Origin of the sequence: Gottfriedia sp. NPDC057948 (genome assembly GCF_042887255.1) — a bacterium.
Taxonomy (GTDB): Bacteria; Bacillota; Bacilli; order Bacillales; family Bacillaceae_G; genus Gottfriedia.
Genome location: NZ_JBHVPN010000018.1, coordinates 22,994 through 42,189 on the forward strand (window position 1 = coordinate 22,994; position 19,196 = coordinate 42,189).

Annotated in this window: 15 protein-coding genes and 1 riboswitch; of the genes, 12 read left to right on the plus strand and 3 right to left on the minus strand. The window is 31.6% G+C overall.

Going from position 1 to position 19,196, the window contains the following annotated elements:
* Nucleotides 1-335: 335 nt before the first annotated feature.
* Nucleotides 336-1,235: a LysR family transcriptional regulator gene (locus tag ACFVRR_RS20220; protein WP_387332144.1), complete on the minus strand. Its 900-nt coding sequence runs from the start codon at nucleotides 1,233-1,235 to the stop codon at nucleotides 336-338.
* A gap of 131 nt (nucleotides 1,236-1,366) precedes the next feature.
* On the opposite strand from ACFVRR_RS20220, the gene ACFVRR_RS20225 reads away from it, so the two are divergent.
* From ACFVRR_RS20225 to ACFVRR_RS20270, 10 genes are all read left to right on the plus strand, one after another.
* Nucleotides 1,367-2,632, plus strand: coding sequence for an APC family permease (locus tag ACFVRR_RS20225; RefSeq protein ID WP_387332146.1), 1,266 nt, complete (start codon nucleotides 1,367-1,369; stop codon nucleotides 2,630-2,632).
* Between the two features lie 706 nt (nucleotides 2,633-3,338).
* Nucleotides 3,339-3,486: riboswitch (FMN riboswitch) on the plus strand.
* Nucleotides 3,487-3,817: 331 nt separating this feature from the next.
* Nucleotides 3,818-4,465 (plus strand): riboflavin synthase, encoded by a 648-nt coding sequence (gene ribE, locus ACFVRR_RS20230; protein ID WP_097976652.1) that lies wholly within the window; start codon nucleotides 3,818-3,820, stop codon nucleotides 4,463-4,465.
* Nucleotides 4,466-4,477: 12 nt separating this feature from the next.
* Complete coding sequence (locus ACFVRR_RS20235; RefSeq protein ID WP_387332148.1) at nucleotides 4,478-5,671, plus strand: bifunctional 3,4-dihydroxy-2-butanone-4-phosphate synthase/GTP cyclohydrolase II; 1,194 nt, start codon at nucleotides 4,478-4,480, stop codon at nucleotides 5,669-5,671.
* 17 nt (nucleotides 5,672-5,688) lie between these two features.
* Nucleotides 5,689-6,150, plus strand: a complete 462-nt coding sequence (gene ribH / locus ACFVRR_RS20240; RefSeq protein WP_097976649.1) for a 6,7-dimethyl-8-ribityllumazine synthase — start codon at nucleotides 5,689-5,691, stop codon at nucleotides 6,148-6,150.
* Between the two features lie 146 nt (nucleotides 6,151-6,296).
* Nucleotides 6,297-6,605 carry a hypothetical protein gene (locus ACFVRR_RS20245; RefSeq protein WP_387332151.1) on the plus strand — a complete coding sequence of 103 codons (309 nt, stop codon included), beginning with the start codon at nucleotides 6,297-6,299 and terminating at the stop codon, nucleotides 6,603-6,605.
* Nucleotides 6,598-6,804, plus strand: coding sequence for a hypothetical protein (locus ACFVRR_RS20250; protein ID WP_387332153.1), 207 nt, complete (start codon nucleotides 6,598-6,600; stop codon nucleotides 6,802-6,804). Before ACFVRR_RS20245 ends, ACFVRR_RS20250 begins: the two co-directional genes overlap by 8 nt.
* Nucleotides 6,805-7,029: 225 nt before the next feature.
* Nucleotides 7,030-8,028, plus strand: coding sequence for an MBL fold metallo-hydrolase (locus ACFVRR_RS20255; protein WP_387332260.1), 999 nt, complete (start codon nucleotides 7,030-7,032; stop codon nucleotides 8,026-8,028).
* Nucleotides 8,029-8,109: 81 nt separating this feature from the next.
* Nucleotides 8,110-8,586 carry a YbaK/EbsC family protein gene (locus ACFVRR_RS20260; protein ID WP_387332155.1) on the plus strand — a complete coding sequence of 159 codons (477 nt, stop codon included), beginning with the start codon at nucleotides 8,110-8,112 and terminating at the stop codon, nucleotides 8,584-8,586.
* 153 nt (nucleotides 8,587-8,739) lie between these two features.
* Nucleotides 8,740-9,561, plus strand: coding sequence for an MBL fold metallo-hydrolase (locus tag ACFVRR_RS20265; RefSeq protein WP_387332157.1), 822 nt, complete (start codon nucleotides 8,740-8,742; stop codon nucleotides 9,559-9,561).
* Nucleotides 9,562-9,984: 423 nt separating this feature from the next.
* Nucleotides 9,985-14,151 (plus strand): S8 family serine peptidase, encoded by a 4,167-nt coding sequence (locus tag ACFVRR_RS20270; RefSeq protein WP_387332159.1) that lies wholly within the window; start codon nucleotides 9,985-9,987, stop codon nucleotides 14,149-14,151.
* A 53-nt stretch (nucleotides 14,152-14,204) separates the two neighbouring features.
* Here ACFVRR_RS20270 and ACFVRR_RS20275 read toward each other — a convergent pair whose 3' ends face one another.
* Nucleotides 14,205-15,401 carry a YhgE/Pip domain-containing protein gene (locus ACFVRR_RS20275; RefSeq protein WP_387332161.1) on the minus strand — a complete coding sequence of 399 codons (1,197 nt, stop codon included), beginning with the start codon at nucleotides 15,399-15,401 and terminating at the stop codon, nucleotides 14,205-14,207.
* A 173-nt stretch (nucleotides 15,402-15,574) separates the two neighbouring features.
* Between ACFVRR_RS20275 and ACFVRR_RS20280 the strand changes: the two genes are divergently transcribed.
* On the plus strand, nucleotides 15,575-16,183 hold the full coding sequence (locus ACFVRR_RS20280) for a TetR/AcrR family transcriptional regulator (protein ID WP_387332163.1): 609 nt from the start codon (nucleotides 15,575-15,577) through the stop codon (nucleotides 16,181-16,183).
* A gap of 57 nt (nucleotides 16,184-16,240) precedes the next feature.
* Here the strand turns inward: ACFVRR_RS20280 and ACFVRR_RS20285 are convergent, their stop codons facing one another.
* Nucleotides 16,241-17,089, minus strand: a complete 849-nt coding sequence (locus ACFVRR_RS20285; RefSeq protein ID WP_335473299.1) for a MurR/RpiR family transcriptional regulator — start codon at nucleotides 17,087-17,089, stop codon at nucleotides 16,241-16,243.
* 555 nt (nucleotides 17,090-17,644) lie between these two features.
* Between ACFVRR_RS20285 and ACFVRR_RS20290 the strand changes: the two genes are divergently transcribed.
* On the plus strand, nucleotides 17,645-18,904 hold the full coding sequence (locus tag ACFVRR_RS20290; RefSeq protein ID WP_387332166.1) for a helix-turn-helix domain-containing protein: 1,260 nt from the start codon (nucleotides 17,645-17,647) through the stop codon (nucleotides 18,902-18,904).
* The last annotated feature ends 292 nt before the right edge of the window (nucleotides 18,905-19,196 follow it).

Genomic DNA, 19,196 nt, shown 5'->3' on the forward strand with positions numbered 1-19,196 from the left:
CGGCAAATAAATCTGGGGCAGTGCATATAAAAAAGCATAAACTGCAAATAAATTTGGCAAATCTGTAAATAAAAAAGTGGTATCTGCAATAAAAATCAGCATAACTGCAAATATAGTCTTGAAACATGATTGTATAGAGTAAATGCATTAAAAAAATAGAAGAAATAACATTAAAATGGACTGAAAAACAGCTAAAACTAAATAAAATCCAGTAAAACCAATATTATTACACAATAAATTTTCAAGGATTATGCCGAATTTTTTCAATAACATTTAATCAATAAAGTTAAACTATATGTCCGGACTATAACTCCAAAGTAAAAACTAATATAAAACTAGCTTTTGATAGATTGATTCCATAAAGATGACTGTTCTCTAACAACTTCCATAAATTTTCTAGCAGCACGTGATTGCCATCTGTTTTTATGCCATGACATGATTGTAGATACACTTCCTAAATTTGTATCCCAATGTATGACTTTTAGTTTTTGTTGCTGCATTTCATTTTGAACTGCTACGAGTGGGAGTATGGATATACCAAGTCCACACATGACACATTGCTTAATTGCCTCAACACTCCAAAATTCCATTCCAGACTCGGTTGCGATCCCTTTACTTCTTAAAAATGCTTCAAAATAATCACGATAACTACCTTGTTCTGTAAGAATTATATTTTCATTCGCATTTAGTGTAAACGTTGAAAGTGTTCTAGTATCAGAAGTTGTAGGTAGTAAAATGACAAGTGGTTCTTCAATCAGTGTTTCCGTATACAAATCTGAATCCGTTAATGGAGCCTGTAGGAAGAAACCAATATCTAGATCACCTCGACGTAATTCATCTTGTAATTCCCAACATGATCCAGATTTCATCATAATATTTACTTTCGGGTTTTGTGATCGAAATGCTTGAATAATTTGTGGAAGACGATAGATTGTTAAAGATTCAGGAGCTCCAATCTTTAACGTGGATACCTCTTCATTTTCCATTTGGAATACATCTTTTGCTTTTGTATAGAGCTGAATCATTTCGATTGCGTGAACTAAAAAGTTCTCACCGACCTCAGTCAGGTGTACCTTTTTACCTAATCGGTCAAATAAAGGCACTCCTAATTCTTGTTCAAGTGCTTGTATATGTGCAGTAACTGTAGATTGTGCATATCCGAGATGGACTGCAGCTCTAGAGAACCCGCCCAGATCGACAATTGACTTAAACGTAATTAAATGACGGATTTCCATAATAGCCTCCTAAGTATCGAATTTTCCGATGGTTTATATCATAACTATTCATTTTACCGATGTTAGTTTGGTTCATATAATTAAAGTATACGAGATTACAATTTGTTTCAATAACTATTGGAGGGATATTAATGAGGAATCGAAAAATTGGTTTTCTTTTGCTCAGCGGGTTAATGATTGGACCTATTTTAGGTTCGGGAATTATCATTTTACCACCTGCAGTGTATGAGACTGCTGGTAATTATGCTATTTTTGCTTGGGTTCTTATGCTTGGTTTAAGTTTAATATTTGCACTAATGTTTGGTAAGCTAAGTCTGCTTATCCCAGGAGATTCTGGAGTACCATTAGCAGTTGAACGTGCATTTGGTACACAAATAAAAAACCTTTCAGCAATTTTCTTTTTACTTGCAGTTTGTTTTGGACCGATTGCAGTTACAGGTACGGCAGGGCATTACTTACAACTAATGACGAATCAAAGCTTCTTCAATGAAAAGTGGCTAGCTCTAGGAATACTATGTTTTGTTTATTTCATTTTAACTAGAAGCATTGCCGATGTTGGGAAATTTGCCTTTTTTATGTCTAGTTTCATTGTAGTGACACTTATAGTAGGCAGTATTCATACGTTATTTACAGTTGATGGGAGCTTTACTTTATCGAATCAAATTACTGTTTCTGATTTTGGAGAAAGTTTACTTTTATTATTTTGGGCTTTAATCGGGTGGGAGGTCATCGGTAGCTATTCTTTAGAAGTAAAAACGCCAGAACGAACAATTCCTAGGGCAGTAGTCTTAAGTTTCTCGATTATAGCAATTGTAAGTTTAACCGTTGCATTTGCTTTCCAGTGGATTCATTCTAAAAATGGAAATATGATGGATCAATCATTAGCACCGTTACTTCAGAGTTTATTTGGAAGTTGGTCAACTCCAATTATTTCAACAATTACAATTGCTCTTTGTATTAGTACGGTTCTGCTAGTAATAGGAGCAGTATCAAGGCTAATCGCGGATCAAGCCAAAAACGGTTTATTACCTTCATGGCTTTCTTTTAAAAATAAAAATAATGTGGCAACTCGATCGTTATTTAGTTTGTTTTGCATTCACATAATTGTATTTATTCTTTATTTTAATGACTTCCTAAGCATTCAAACACTTGTAGCAATTGCAAATGCATTCTTCCTATGCAACGCCTTACTAGGAGTATTGGCATGTTTGCGATTATTTGATTCCATATTTTTTAAAATGGGTTCATGTATTCTAGCAATTTGCTTTTTAGGAATACTTTTATTTTCTTCACCAGTCATATTAATATTAATCATATTAGTTTCAGTGTACTTTATTTGGCTACAAAAAAGAGATTTAAAACAACATGAAAAAATTTTACAAGTTGGAAATGAATAATGGATAAGAGAGGGAACTTCTATTAAAAGAAGTTTCTTTTTTTGAAAAAAATTTTTATAATAATTCTACTTATTGTATATTTATTATTATTTTATATGGATATTTACTCAAGTTTTACACGTTTTTTTCAGATTGGTATACGATGAAGCTATTGCTTTTTTAGTGCAGATGAAAGGCCTTTTGTTATTTTAGAATTAAATATTTTTTTGTAGTTATCAGGTTTACATCTTTCTATTTCTGATATAAAGAGAAACGCTTAATAAAATGATATCCTAATGATTATAGGAGCATTGTTAAGTGGAGTTTATTACTTCTTGCTATAAATAAATAATGAAAAATCTGATTTTATACAAATGAAAAAACAATTCAATTGTATTATTAATTAATCTAAATTAATGTAATTCTGGAATTTGCAAGTCTTAATGTCTACATTAATTGCATGAACTAATAATTTCTGAAATTACTTTGATATTAATATTTATACACTTTTGTATTGGCTGCAAAAAAATATATATAGTAAGGTGATTAAATTTAGTAGAAAAAAAATAAAAAATTTTTTAACTAAATCGAGTGTGGAATTTTCCATATTTTATAAGGTTTTTTCGCTTAAATTATCTTTTCTATTAGATCGTTTTAAAAGAAATAGAATCTTAAAATCTTTACAATCAAATAATTGCTAGTTATAATGAAACCAAATTTGATAATTAGTGTCCTTCGGGGTCGGGTGAAATTCCCAACCGGCGGTGTTGTATATTTTTATACTAAGCCCGTGAGCTTCATATAGATTTTTTATATGTTGCTGATCTAGTTAGAATCTAGAGCCGACAGTATAGTCTGGATGGGAGAAGGATGGAGTGCATATACGGTATGGCTATTTGTTTTTTCAAAAATACTATCCGTATAGGCTTAGTTCGTTGTACATATTTTATTTGTACAACAATAGACGTGCTACAATATTGTCTTTTAATAGTTCATATTGTACTAGCGTTTATTTAAGTATGCTTCCTTTCTTAAACATCTATTGCCCCTTAGGAGTTTTCTAAGGGGCTTTTCACTTTTTCAAATTAATTTGAATTAGAAGGTGTGATAAGGTGGATCAACTATTTATGAAATTAGAGATAGATCTTATAAAGTCATTTAAAGGGCTTGAGTGTAATGTGCTTTTTCGAAATGAGGTGAAAAAACTTGTTTACTGGAATCGTTGAGGAAATAGGAACAGTAAAAAATATCGTAAAAAAAGGTAAAACTTTATTGCTAACAATTGAGGCACCAGTCATATTAGAGGATGTTCATTTAGGAGATAGTATCTCTGTAAATGGAGTGTGTTTAACCGTTACAGATTTTACTAAAAATGAATTTTCTGTTGATGTCATGCCTGAAACGTTTCAAGCGTCGAATCTAAGTACTTTGGTTTCAAACCAAAAAGTAAATTTAGAGCGGGCAATGGCTGCAAATGGAAGGTTTGGTGGACATATTGTATCGGGTCATATTGATGGCACAGGTAAAATTATATCTGTAAATGCAATGGAAAACGCAGTAATGTATAAAATTACTATTCCAAGTTCGTTTGCTAAATATTGCCTACAAAAAGGCAGTATAACGATTGATGGTACAAGTTTAACAATATTTGAAGTTGAAACTGATATTGTAACAATCTCTTTAATTCCTCATACCCGATCACATACGATCTTAGGCAGTAAAAAAACGGGAGACGTTGTTAATATTGAGTTTGATTTATTAGGTAAGTATGTTGAAAAAATGCTTGGTATGAATGAGACGAAAAAGAGTTCTGCAATAACAACTTCATTTTTATCTCAAAATGGCTATATATAAAGGAGTAAGATCATGTTCTCTAAAATAGAAGAAGCAATTGAAGATTTGAAAAATGGAAAAATTATTATTGTTTGTGATGATGAAGATCGAGAGAATGAAGGCGATTTTGTTGTTATCGGAGAATTTGCAACTCCTGAAAATATCAATTTTATGGCAACACATGGTCGCGGTTTAATATGTGCACCTGTTTCTGAAGAGATAGCCAAAAAACTGGATTTATATGAAATGGTAACAAACAATACAGATTCACATGGAACTGCCTTTACGGTAAGTATTGATCATATCGATTCTACTACTGGTATCTCAGCATTTGAGCGTTCACATACTGTTTTACAAATGTTAAATGATGAATCAACTGGAGCAGATTTTAGAAGACCTGGGCATATGTTTCCTCTAGTCGCTAAAAACGGAGGCGTTATTGAGAGACCGGGACATACTGAAGCGGCAGTAGATCTAGCTCGAATGGCTGGATCGAAAGAAGTTGGTGTTATTTGTGAAATTATGAATGACGACGGAACTATGGCAAGAGTACCGGATTTAATTCAAATCGCAAACAAGTTTAATTTAAAAATGATAACAATTAAAGATTTAATTCATTACAGACAAGAAACTGAACAACTTGTAAAAAGAGAAGTTGAAATTAAATTACCAACTGATTTTGGTGATTTTAAGATGATTGGTTATACAAATGAGATCGACGGTAAAGAGCATATTGCGATTGTAAAAGGTAAAGTTGACGATAGTGAACCAGTGCTTGTACGTATTCATTCGGAATGTTTAACAGGTGATGTATTTGGCTCATGTCGTTGTGATTGTGGACCTCAGTTACAATCAACATTATCGATGATTGAAGAAGCAGGCAAAGGCGTAATTGTTTATATGCGACAAGAAGGCAGAGGGATTGGCTTACTTAATAAGTTAAGAGCATATAAGTTACAGGAAGAAGGCTTTGATACTGTTGAAGCAAATTTAAACTTAGGATTTGATTCAGATTTAAGAGATTATGCGATAAGTGCTCAAATTATAAAAGATTTAGGCATTGAGAGTATAGATTTAGTAACTAATAATCCAGTTAAAATAGATGCGTTAAAATCTCACGGAATACAGATTAATAATCGAGTGCCAATTCAAACTGAGATGAAAATGGAAAACGAAAAATATTTAATTACTAAAATTGAAAAAATGGGACATTTATTACACTATTAAAAATGGGAGAGATTAAGATGAAATTTGAAGGAAATTTAGTAGGATCTGGACTTAAAGTTGCTGTAATTGTAGGACGTTTTAATGAATTTATTACATCAAAACTACTTGGTGGTGCAGAAGATGCACTATATCGTCATGGTGTAGAAGAATCAGACGTTGATGTTATATGGGTACCAGGAGCATTTGAAATTCCATTAGTTGCAAAAAAACTAGCAGATTCAAAAAAATACGATGCGATCATTACGCTTGGAACAGTTATTCGTGGGGCAACTACTCATTATGATTACGTATGTAACGAAGTGGCAAAAGGGGTTGCAGCTATTACTCTACAAACTGGTATCCCTGTTATTTTTGGTGTATTAACGACAGAAAATATTGAACAAGCAATTGAAAGAGCGGGCACGAAAGCTGGTAATAAAGGTTGGGATTCTGGTATTTCGGCAATTGAGATGGCTAATTTATTAAGAACTTTAAACTAAGTATAAATATAATAGAAGAAACTGGTTAAGGAGAGGTGAATTTTACCTCTCTTTTTTTTATTAAATTACCAATAATCTATTAGAAATTACATGTTAAAATAAGATTAATAATTTGATAATTCAAAAAGAAAGGGTGATTCACTCAAGTGGCTATTTTTCAGTTAAAATCAAATAACCCTGATTTTTCCTATATAATTGCAAAAAATCCAAGCTCTGGGATGAGTATTAAGACAATTAGGAAGGGAAACGCGTTTGCGTGGTATTCTACAAAAGATACATATAATGTTTATTTTAAAGATGCTGATAATGAAATTTCGTATAAAGAACAAGCAGAGGAAATGTTTGAATACTTAAATACGACAAGATATTGTTCAACCCTATTCCCTTTAAATGCAATCAACACATTCTTTTCTTCAGCATTCAAAAAATTACATGAAAAAGATCAGAATGAATGAACATAAATATCAGAAGTTAATCAAACAAAAGCGGATCAATAAGAAGATAAATGCCTCAATTAAAGATTATGTTTTAGGGCAAAAGATGTTAGAATATCCACTATCTTCAATCTCAAAAGATAATGAGCAGTATAAACAATTAATTGCAAATAAATTATTCGAAGAACAGCAGGCAAAAGAAATCGATCCTAGATTATAAAATGAAACACCTTTTATGAATCATAAAAGGTGTTTTTTCATTTAAAAAAGCAATCTGAATATTTGTTTAATCTTCTAAATTTGTGGTAGTGTAAAATTTAGTAAAAGTTAATTTGGAGGTAGAAATTAAATGTTATTTTTACTAATTTTAGTATTGCTAGTTATCTTAATAACAATGTTTTTAAATACATATCCTCATTTTGGGAAGAAATATTCAAAGGATAAAATGCAGTCATTTTATGCTTTAGATCATTATAAAAATGGTAAGTTTATAAACCAAGTTCCTACGAGTATGAGTATGGATTTCAAAACAAATATTTCCATGATTAGGGACTTTGTTAAGAAAAATCCGAATCGTACACCTAAAGATGGGATCCCAATGGAGAAAATCGATGTATCATTATTGCATTTGAAAAATAACGACACAAAAATTACTTGGTTTGGACACTCAGCTTTATTAATTCAAATCGATGGAAAAAGTATTTTAATTGATCCAATGTTTGGGAACGCACCAACCCCGTTTCCGCAATTTGGTGGTAAAAGATATAGTGGAGGTTTACCAATTGAGATCAGTGAATTACCAAAAATAGATGCTGTCATATTATCGCATGATCATTATGACCATTTAGATTACGGTACGATAAAAAAAATCAAACAAAAAGTTGATCGATTTATTGTTCCTCTTGGTGTAGGGAGTCACTTGGTGAGTTGGGGAGTATCAAAAGAGAGTATTTCTGAACATAACTGGTGGGATGAATTTAAATTTGATCAATTAACTTTAGCTTGTACTCCTGCAAGACATTTTTCAGGAAGAAATTTAACTGATCGTAACAGTACATTGTGGTGTTCGTGGGTCATCATTGGTGAGAAAACGAAAATTTACTTTAGTGGAGATAGTGGTTATGCACCTCATTTTAAGGAAATAGGAGAAAAATATGGACCGTTTGATCTAGCGCTAATGGAATGTGGTCAATATGATAAACGATGGTCTGCAATTCATATGCTGCCAGAAGAAACAGTTCAGGCTTTTATTGATGTAAAAGGTGAAGTTCTTGTTCCAATTCATTTTGGTGCTTTTACATTAGCATTTCATGACTGGAATGACCCAATTGAACGTGTTGTAAAGGCTGCTAAAGAAAATGGGGTAAAGTATGCAACACCTAAAATTGGAGAAACAATTAATATAAGTGCAGGTGAATATCCTAATTCAGTTTGGTGGAAGTAGTTTATTTATTTGAAAAAAAGCAGGATTGTACACTTTATTATTGAATAAATAAAAAATCAATTTTTTAGGGAAGTGATGTTAATGGTAGCATTAAAAGAAAGTGCAAAAATCGTACAAGATTTAATTCTTGAGTTAGGTTACTCGAATAAAGTGATTGAATTACCAAATAGTGCAAGAACTGCTAAAGAAGCAGCGGATGCATTAAATTGTGAAGTGGCTCAAATTGCAAAGTCTATTATATTTAAATTAAAAAGTTCAAATAGTCCTGTCCTAATCGTAGCAAGTGGAATAAACCGTGTAAATGAGAAACAAATCGAGAAAATAATTAATGATAAACTAGGTAAAGCAGATGCTGATTTCGTACGTGAACAAACAGGATTCGTAATTGGAGGGGTATCACCAATCGGTCATAAAAACCAAGTAATGACGTTTATTGATGAGGATCTGTTACAGTATAAAGAAGTATGGGCTGCCGCGGGTCATCCAAAAGCAATTTTTCAGTTAACACCAAATGAATTAATTGAAATGACAAAAGGGAAAGTTGTAAAAATTAAATAATAGAACCTAAATTATTTAGGCACATTCAAGTGTAATAAATCAGTTATTGATTTACTATACTTAAATGTGTCTATTTATATTGGAAATTTTTACCTTGAAATCTATATGGAATACGTCAGATTAAATTAGAGGGAAAGTGAGATGAATAAGTAAATGTTCAAATTTATTTGTACGACTTGTGGCGTTCAGTATAACAAGTCTATTGATCCTCCTGAGTACTGCATAATTTGTTCTGAAGAAAGACAATACATCAATCCAAGTGGTCAAAGTTGGACAACATTACAATCAATGAAAGAAGAGAACTATCAAAATATTATTCGTTTTGAAGAGGAAAATCTATATAGTATTGTAACTAGCCCCAAGTTTGGGATTGGTCAAACTGCATATCTCATTAAGAATGAAGGGTTTAATGTTTTATGGGATTGTGTTACTTATCTAGATGAGAAGACGATTGAAGAAATTATGAGATTAGGAGGAATCAATGCGATTGCTCTATCACATCCACACTATTACTCTAGTCAAATTGAATGGGCTGAAAGATTTGATGTACCTGTATACATACATGAAGATGATCAAGAGTGGATCACGAGAAAAAGTGACAAAATTATTTTTTGGTCTGGCGAATCGTTAAAGCTTAACAAAGGAATTCAAATTCATCGATTAGGTGGTCACTTTAAAGGTGGGGCAGTATTAGAATGGAAAGCTGGAAATGAGCAAAAAGGAATACTGTTAACAGGTGATATTATTCAAGTAGTTGCAGATCCAAATTGGGTAAGTTTTATGTACAGTTATCCTAATTTAATTCCATTACCAGCAAAAAAAGTAAAAGAGATATCATTAGCCGTAGAGAAGTTAACATTTGATCGAATTTATAATGCATTTCATGGGATTGTAAAAGAGAATGCAAAGCTCGTTGTCTCTAATTCTGCTAAAAGATATATCGAAGCATTGGATGGTATATTATTTGATACTTAAATGATAGTTAATCTACGAAAAAAGGACCAACTCTGTTTGGTTCTTTTTTGTGTTTTAGGAATCTTACAATCTTACTTAGAACATTCCATCGTTTATCTAAATAACTTTATTTATATTTTAATTTTTAATTAGCTAATTGAATTATAAAATGAATCCCTAAAATAGTTAAAAATCACGTTAATTTTATTAAAAAAAACGCAGAATTTTGTCGTATTTTTTCATAAGTGGAATAAATGCTGATAAATCAAGGCCAGCAATAACCCATTTGATTAAAAACAGAATATTCACGATAATTTAAGTAAGATAAATGAACGAAAATTGATCATTTTAAATGATTAATGACAGTGAATTTTGTCAATATAAGATAATTTTTGTAATTAATTGTATTAGCTATTTTATTGAAAACGAACTGGAGGAAGAAAGATGGGGGAAAATAGAGAGAAGGGTAGAGTTCTTAAAGGTTTTACAGTATTAGCTTTAACATCTAGTTTTATTTTAGGTTCTCTTGGACAAGTATCAAATGTATCAAATGCAGCAAGTCCAAGTAAAGCAGAAGACATTCTTGCTAACTTAACTGCACAGCAAAGAGCGGCACTTAAAGAGCTTTCAACGAATGAAGAATCAGGGCTTCAAATTTCTTCTGATATTAATTTGGACTCTACAGAGCAAACAAGTGTTATTGTCGAGTTTGTGAATCAACCTGCGAAAGTTGCTCAAATTGAAGCTAGTTTGGAAGGGAAAACTCTAACTAAATCGGATGCTGAAATATTAATTGATCAAGACCATGATACTTTTACAAAAGATGTTGCTCAAGTATTGAAAAATGAAAAAAGTAAAAAAGTAGATTATAAAATTAATCATTCTTATAAACATGCATTTAATGGCGTTTCGATGACATTACCTGCAAATCAAATTAAGAATCTACTAAAATCAAAAGCAGTTAAAAAAGTTTGGAGTAACGAAACATTATCTATTGATCCACCAAAAGAAACTGATCAACTAAAAGCAGATGAAGCTAATGTTGGAAACTATACGCCATATGATGCTTTAGATCGTTTACATAAAGAAGGGTTTACCGGTAAAGGGATTAAAGTTGGAATATTAGATACGGGTATGGATTATAACCATCCAGACTTGAAGGATGCTTATAAAGGTGGATATGATTTCGTTGAAAATGATAATGATCCAATGGAAACGACTTACGCTGATTGGAAAAAATCTGGTAAACCTGAGGTTAGTAATTCAGAAGCATATTACACTGAACATGGTACACATGTAGCAGGTATTATTGGTGGCCGTGGTAAAGCAAACAGTGAGTATAAAACGTTAGGAGCAGCACCAGAGTCAGATCTATATGCTTACCGTGTACTTGGACCATATGGAAGTGGAACAACTGAAGATATTCTAGCAGGAATCGATCGTGCAGTTCAAGATGGTATGGACGTCATTAATATGTCACTTGGAGCAACTATAAATGATCCAATGTATGCAACTTCTATCGCAGTTAACAATGCAGTTTTAAGTGGTGTGACAACAGTCGTTGCAGCAGGAAATACTGGCGATAAAATGTATACACTTGGTTCACCTGGTGCTGCGGCGTTAGCTTTAACGGTAGGGGCATCATCAATCGCTTTAGATGTTTATCAATATGCAGGAGTAAATAATGGAAAGAACTATTCAGTAAGACAATTAGCTCAAAATTATTCAGATAATATGACATCACTAAAAGGAAAAACTTATCAATTAGTTGATGTGGGTCTTGGAAACCCTGCAGATTTTACTGGTAAAGATGTAAAAGGAAAAATTGCCTTTATGAAACGTGGTACGATTGCTTTAATTGATAAAATTAAAATCGCAAAAGCAAATGGTGCTGTAGGCGTATTAATATATAATGATGAAACAAATAAAGCTGAAGGTGCAATCCAAGCATTCCTTGGTGAATCTGTTGACGCAATTCCTGCATTTTCTGTTTCAAATGAAGAAGGTTTAGAAATTTCAACCGCAATCAAAGCTGGTGCATCAGATTTCACTTTTGGTGATTTTAAAAAGATACAAACAGCATCAGATGAATTAGCAGGATTTAGTTCAAGAGGTCCATCACGCACTAACTATGATATAAAACCAGAAGTAACGGCTCCAGGTGTTTCGATCCTTTCGACTGTGCCATTCTATATCAATAATAAAACAGTTGATGGATCAAAACCCGAAGATTATGAATATGCATATGCGCGCTTATCTGGAACATCTATGGCAACACCTTATGTAGCGGGCGTATCAGCATTATTACTTCAATCAAATAAGGATTTACAACCAGAAGACATTAAATCAATCTTAATGAACACAGCTGATCCATTATCAAAAGCGTATAGCGTTTTTGAAGTTGGTAGTGGACGAGTAGATGCATATGAGGCAATTCACTCTAATGTAGAATTAGAAGTGGTGGATCAAACAACTACGTTTATTGATGGAAAAGAAAAATCAATTAAAGAATTAACTGGAGGCATTAGCTTCGGTTCATATGGTTCTGACGATCAAGATATAACGGATTCTCGTAATATTACATTAAAAAATCGTAGTGAAAAAGCTAAAACATTTAAAGTGGATGTGAAATTCCAAAGTGGATTACGGGGTTCTAAAGATGCGGCACAAAATAATGTAACATTAGCTGGACCTACTTCTGTAAAATTAAATGGAATTAACCAGAAGAATGTTCAATTTAACTTATCCATTCCAAAAACAGCAGAAAAAGGAACATATGAAGGCTATATTACATTTACAAATACGTTAGATCCAACGGAAACGTATCAAATTCCATTTGGTGGACGTTTTGTTGATGAAGGAATTGATACTTTTAAGATCAACAATCCAATGTTTGGCAATAATATAGACTGGCCTGAAAATGCGTATCCTTATATAAGTTTTAGTTACTCATTAAAATCATATATGAAAACATTAGATGTAGTGTTACAAGATGCAGAAACTGGTGAGGATTTAGGTTTAGTAGGTTCATTTGTACCAATCACATTGAACGAAAATCAAAATTATACGAATTCAAGAGGATTTAATTCGATCTACTATCCATTTACTGGAGACGCGAAAAATCCGATAAGTAGCGAACCGAATAATGCAACAGCGGGTAAATATCGATTAAAAATGATTGGAACAAATGAAGAAGGTAAGGTATTCACTAAAACAGCTGATTTCTTTTTTGACGCTGGCACACCAACTATGACAACTAGCTTTGATAATTTAGATCAAAAAGTTATTGAATATAAAGATAGTCAATTCGATTCAAATGGCCAATTTTTATATGACTTTAACATTAATTTAAATGATCCTGAAACTGCCGAAGCAAATGGCTTAGGTATTCCGGTTGATCAATCAAGCAATGCAGTTGTATCGTTTTACGATAGTCCATTCCCAGCAAAGCCTAAGTATACAGATAAAAATGGAAACTATGCGGATAAGATTAAAGTTAAAAAGCGTTCTACTCCATTGCAAGTTTCATTTTATGGATTTGATGCAGCACGAAACTTTACTGGAAATGCATCGAATGATTTAAGAATCATATTTGTGGATGAAAATTTTCCATACTATTACTTAAAACCAAATAAACAAACCGTTACAACAGGTGATACTGTAAATTACAGTGTTCGTTCAAATAACGTGAAATACTTAAAAACAACAAAAATCAATTTAAAAGTTGATCCAAATCTTGCAACTATTCAAAATGTCGATGTAAGTGATGAAGTAAAACAATTTGGGGATGCGCAAGTTTCTGTGTCATCAGTACCTACTGCAACGGGTACACTTCTTTATACATTTACCTTTACTTATAATGGAACGAAAAATTTGCCAGGAGATCTAAAATTATTTAATTTCGACATAAAAACAGCTGAGAAATGGATTAAAGGTGTGCCATTTGATTGGTATACAATGACGTCATCAACGATTGATCAATCAAATGTAGAAACAAGTAACGTCTATACTTATATGGAAACTTATAAAATCAAGGAAGCTCAATCAAGGGTAGATGGAGCCATATTATCTGAAGGATCAATTGATCTGACTACAGGTCAAATGAATTATGCAATTGATCAAAGTAAAATTGGTGCAAAAGTAACAGTTACTTCTTATGATGGAAAAACGACTGTAGAAGCACCAATTTCTAACAAAAATGGTCAATACATTGCTGAAGGTATAAAAGCTGATCATAAACCTTATACTGTGAAAGTCGATATACCTGGTCATTTTACAATGTATCGAAAAATGAATTTAGCAGATAACGTACGTGGTGAATTAATAGGGAAGAGAATGAATTGGAATTTAACTAGGGCAGCAGCTGGTGATGTGAATAAAGATAACGTTATCGACATTTTAGATGCAATAGCTGTCCAAACATATTGGGGTACAAATAAAAATACTACCGATTTTAACTTTGATAAAGTAGTGGATGCAAAGGATATGGCTTATATTGTGAAGAACTTTGGATTACAAAATTCTTCAGTTGATAATCCGCCTAAACCAAAAACTACTTATAAAGGAAAGAATTTAGAAAGCATTTTAAAGGACTTAGGATTAGATCAGTAATAAAGGAAGGGAAACCAAATGACTCGGTTTCCCTTTTTTGGGTGTGTGATTTATTATTTCATAGCTACTGCTTCTATATGATTTAGTTCTTCTTTTCTCGGTTTAAAGGCAGATAAAGATAAAACAATAATAGAGATTATACCAATCCAAATAATAATACTTAATGGATGACTCATCGAAAATCCTTTATCAAAATAGAAAATTTCTCTTAATCCGTCAGCACCAAATCGCATTGGGACCCATGAGTAAATCCAGTCTTTTGAAAAAGTTGGTAAAAGCTCTTTTGGCATTCCGATTAAAGAACCCGAGAAGAAAAAGATTAGGGCAAAGATCCCTACCCCACCAAAGCCGATCCAAGACATGACAGCAGAAATTAAGATATGGAAACAGAAATAAGTAATCGTTAAATATAGCGCAACGTCCAAGAAGTTTGGAAGAGTAAAGCCAATCCACTTTGCCATTAAAGTTATGCCGAAACCGATTAGGAAGGATAGGACTACTCCTAATAGTAATTGTTCAAAAATAACTTTTAATTTACTAATTGAATTTGATGTTACTGTTTTCTTTTTCGCTAAAAAGACGATTACAGCACCAATTAAGCTAGACATCCAAAGTGGTGTGATTAAACTTATTGGTGCATTTCCATTTGCTGTATGTGTTCCAATAGCATTTACATTTTCAACCTTCGTTATGATTGGGTTTGCTAATACTTCAGCTTGATTAACTGAAATTGAGCGCACGCTTTTCTTTAATTCATTAAAAATTTCAGTATGAATAGTTAAGTTAAGATTTTCTACTAAATGAGTCAGCATTTGACTAGCCATTGTTGATCCATTTGTATTTTTACCTTGATTAACTAAAATTTTCATTGTAATAGGTGAAGGATTCGCTGTTTTTAATGAAGCCTGATTTTTACTTAAATCATTCGGAAGAATAAGGGCAGCATAATATTTTTGGTTATTTAGACCTTTACGTACTTTTTCTTCACTTGATACTTGAATCCACTTAATCGCTGGTTTTTCACCATTTTTCGTTTTAGATAGTGCATTTATTTTTGCAACCATCATATCACCTATATTAACAGTCCCTTTTGAAGGTACTTGAATTCCTTGATCTTCGTTTACGATCGCGATTGGAAGATTTTTAGGTGTAGGATTAACGGATGATGCTAATGTTAGACTGAAGATAATCGCAACAACTAGTACTAGTATAGGAGCTAATATAGCTTGTTTTTGTTTAAATAAGTTCATTTTAATAACCTCCTAATTCTTTTAATTAAATAACTGAACAACGTGTTGACTATTGTTATGTGAAGATATTACAATGAGTTTTAATAAATCACAATAAGCAAATCATACAAATGTGTTCATTACTAAACACATTTGTATGATTTGTTTAGTAAGAACTAAAAGGATGATCTAAAATGAGTCAATCATTGAGAGAAATAAAAGTTGAAAAAACAAAGAAATTAATAAAAGAGACGTTGTTAGATTTAATAGAAGAAAAAGGATTCGAAGCTATTTCAGTTAGAGATATTACTTTAAAAGCAGGATTAAATCGCGGTACATTTTATCTACATTACAGAGATAAATATGATTTAATGGAAAAAAGTCAAAATGAAATATTGGAAGGATTACAGGATCGACTTATCTTTATAAGGCCTAAAGAAATGAATGAGTTTTATTCAAATGATATTGTCTATCCACCTATTCTTAATGTATATCATTATTTAAAAGAAAATCAACGAATGATAAAAATTTTAATCAGTACAAAAGGTGACCCAGCTTTTCCAAAGAAAATGAAGGAACATATAAAAGAGACGATTTATGAAAAACTAGTGGATTTATTAGAAGAAGAATACATGATTGAAATTCCACATGAATACACAACTGCATTTATTTCATCGGCATTTTTTGGACTTTTGGAGCAATGGCTAGAAAAAGAAGAACCAATTACCCCTGAAGAAATGGCAATTATGCATATGAAGCTTTTGAAGTTTATGAAGAAATTTGTTAGTCAAATCGCTAAATAATATAAATAAAAATGATGTCTCAAGACTTTTATTAGAGACATCATTTTCCTAATAATATTAAGATCTTGTTTCTGATATTGCTGTTCTAACTTTTTCAAATGATGTTTTAGCTTTATGAGAGTTTAAGATCATTAAGTTTACGTATAATGCATCAATAATACTTAATTGTGCAATTCTAGATGCCAGTGCTTCTGGTCGATATTCTGTTTCCTCGGAAGAGGTGTAAAGCGAGACATCAACATTTTGACTTAACGTAGATTTTGGGAAACCTGTAATTCCAATCGTTTTGGTACCGTTTTCATTTAATACTTGCAAAATACGAAGGATGTCTTTATTTGAGCCTGAATGCGAGATAACAATCGCCACATCTTCTTTTGTCAGTTGAGAAGCTGACATTAATTGAAAGTGTGAGTCAGTGTATGAGTTTGCTTTTATTCCTGTGCGAATAAATTTATGGAAGGCATCCATTGCAATAACAGATGAGCCACCTACACCATATAATTCAACTTTATTAGCTTTTAATATAAGATTTACTGCTTTTTTAAACGATGCACTATCTAGAATTTGGGCAGTGTTTTCAAGTGTTCGAATATTAGATTGAAATATTTTATTCGCGATTGTTATCTCATCGTCAGTTTCGTTAATTTCTTCATGGATTTGCTGAATCGGTGTCATAATTTCAGATGCTAATGCAATTTTGAGCGCTTGGTAACCTTTAAATCCAATCCGTTTACAAAATCTAAAAACAGTTGCATCAGCAACGTTTAGGTCTTCAGCTACTTCTGTAATTGTACTGTGAATTATATGCTTTGGGTTTTGTAATATATAATCAGCAATCTTTTTTTCTTTATCACTTAATCGCGCATAGTAAGAACGAATTTTACCTAAGCTGTTCGTTTGTTCCATATTGTTTACACCTTTCGAGTAAATTGAGTTTTAGTTATAAATAAATTTTTAATATAGTATTGAATTGAAAAAAATGCATTTTAAAGATTTAGAAAAGTAATATAATTTGCTTAATTATTATTATATAGGAAAAAAGAGTTTTTTTTAATAATAATATGAAAACCCTTTCATATGAAAATTATTTCGCATATATTAATTTTTGTCAAAAAAAATTTTTTCACACATGTTTAGTATAGCAAATTTTCAAAATAAGTGGGTTAAGTGATTAAAAAGAGTCAAAAAAGGAATTTTATCTTTGGTTTAAATGAAGAAAGATGAAGATTAACATATTGGGTTGAATAGGTCTTTAGAAATAAATGAATAATAATAAATTAGTCTTTAAGATAGGATTTCATTTTTGGATCCTATCTTTTTTTTAGTAATAATGTATTGGATTTGTATTATAATTTACTAGTACTAGGTAAAAATCATTAATTGTTTTTTCCTTAAAAGGATATTAAAATTTAGTAAAGAATATTTAGATAAGTATGTTTATAGAGATAGAGGAGGGTGCATATGATTGAGGGGGAAATCATAAAGTTTTATCGTGAAAAAATGGGGTTAACTCAAGCTATGCTTGGAGAAGGTATATGTACAACTACTCATGTAAGTAAAATTGAAAGAGGTAAGACGGCATACTCACCTGATATTATTGCTTTATTTTCAGATCGTTTAGGAATTAATATTAATCAAGAAGTCCAATCTTTTTATAATTTAGAGAAAAAATTACAACTATGGCATGATGCATTAATCATGAAAAAAGAAGCTCAAATAGAAGAATATAAAGCAGAACTTGAACAATTGCCCTTTATTGACTATTCACAATATGCAGCCCACTATAATTTACTAAGAGCAAGGTATTATTTTCATTATCAAAATTTAGATATGGTTAAGCAAATACTTACATATGTAAAAAAAGAATTTAGTGATTTATCTCCTTTCGAGAAAAATTTATTCTATCATCTTCAAGGTATGTACTATATATCGAACTATACTAGCCTAAGTAGCGAAGACCATCAAAAGGCAATTAAAGTATTAAAGATGATTAATATTGATGAGTATCGAAATGAAGAATATTATCACCATCTAGCAATTGCCTATCATTATGGAAGCTCAAAAATCTTAGCGTATAAATATGCTGAAATGGCACTTAAGTTTTTTCAGAAGACGAATAATTATTTATTTGCAATTAGTTCCGAAACCCTTATGCTATTGCAGTACGGTAGTGAATTAGAAATGAATTTTAGTGAAGTTGTCGAACGCTATAAAGATCTGATTCATAACTGTGAAGTATTAGGAGATCGCGAACGCAAGGCCATTTTATTAAATAATCTCGGAGTGAAATACTTTAAGCGAGAAGAGTATGAAACTGCATTGTATTATTTTGAGGAAAGTATTAATGAAACCGAAAATAAAAAATCAATCAATTATTTAAGACGTTTGTGCAATTATTTAGAGACATGTACAGAAGGCATACTATTAGAAAAAGAGATACTTCTTGGTGTGATGAAAAGAGCATTAGCATTAGCAAAAATGTTAAAAAGCCCAGTACATATTACATTGATTAAACTATTTAAGCTTAAGGCTGAGGGAGCCCGTGAAAAATTTTATCAATATCTATCGGATGAGGCACTCCCATTCTTTTATTCTACTAATAATAAATTTTATATCGAACAGTTTGGTAAGAAATTATATAAATACTATATAGAGATTAAAGAGTTTCAAAAAGCTGCCGAGTTATATGAGTCCATTGAACATACATTTGTAAGCATGTAAATAACATGAGGGTATCCCAAAAGGGGTCCCTCGTTTTTTTTGCTGACAAATTCAAATTAAGTGGTCCAACTATGCAAATAAATATTGGCAAGTTCAAATAAACAGTGAACTGCAAATAAAATCTGAGAATCGCAATTAAAATTAATAAAACAGCAATTAAAATTAGAGAATAGCAATAAAAATTGCCAAAACTGCAATTAAATCCAAGGAAATCGCAAATAAAGTTAATAATTCCCCATACCGGATGGGGTAATATGACTCGGAAATTGTATAATAGAAGATCAATTTAAAT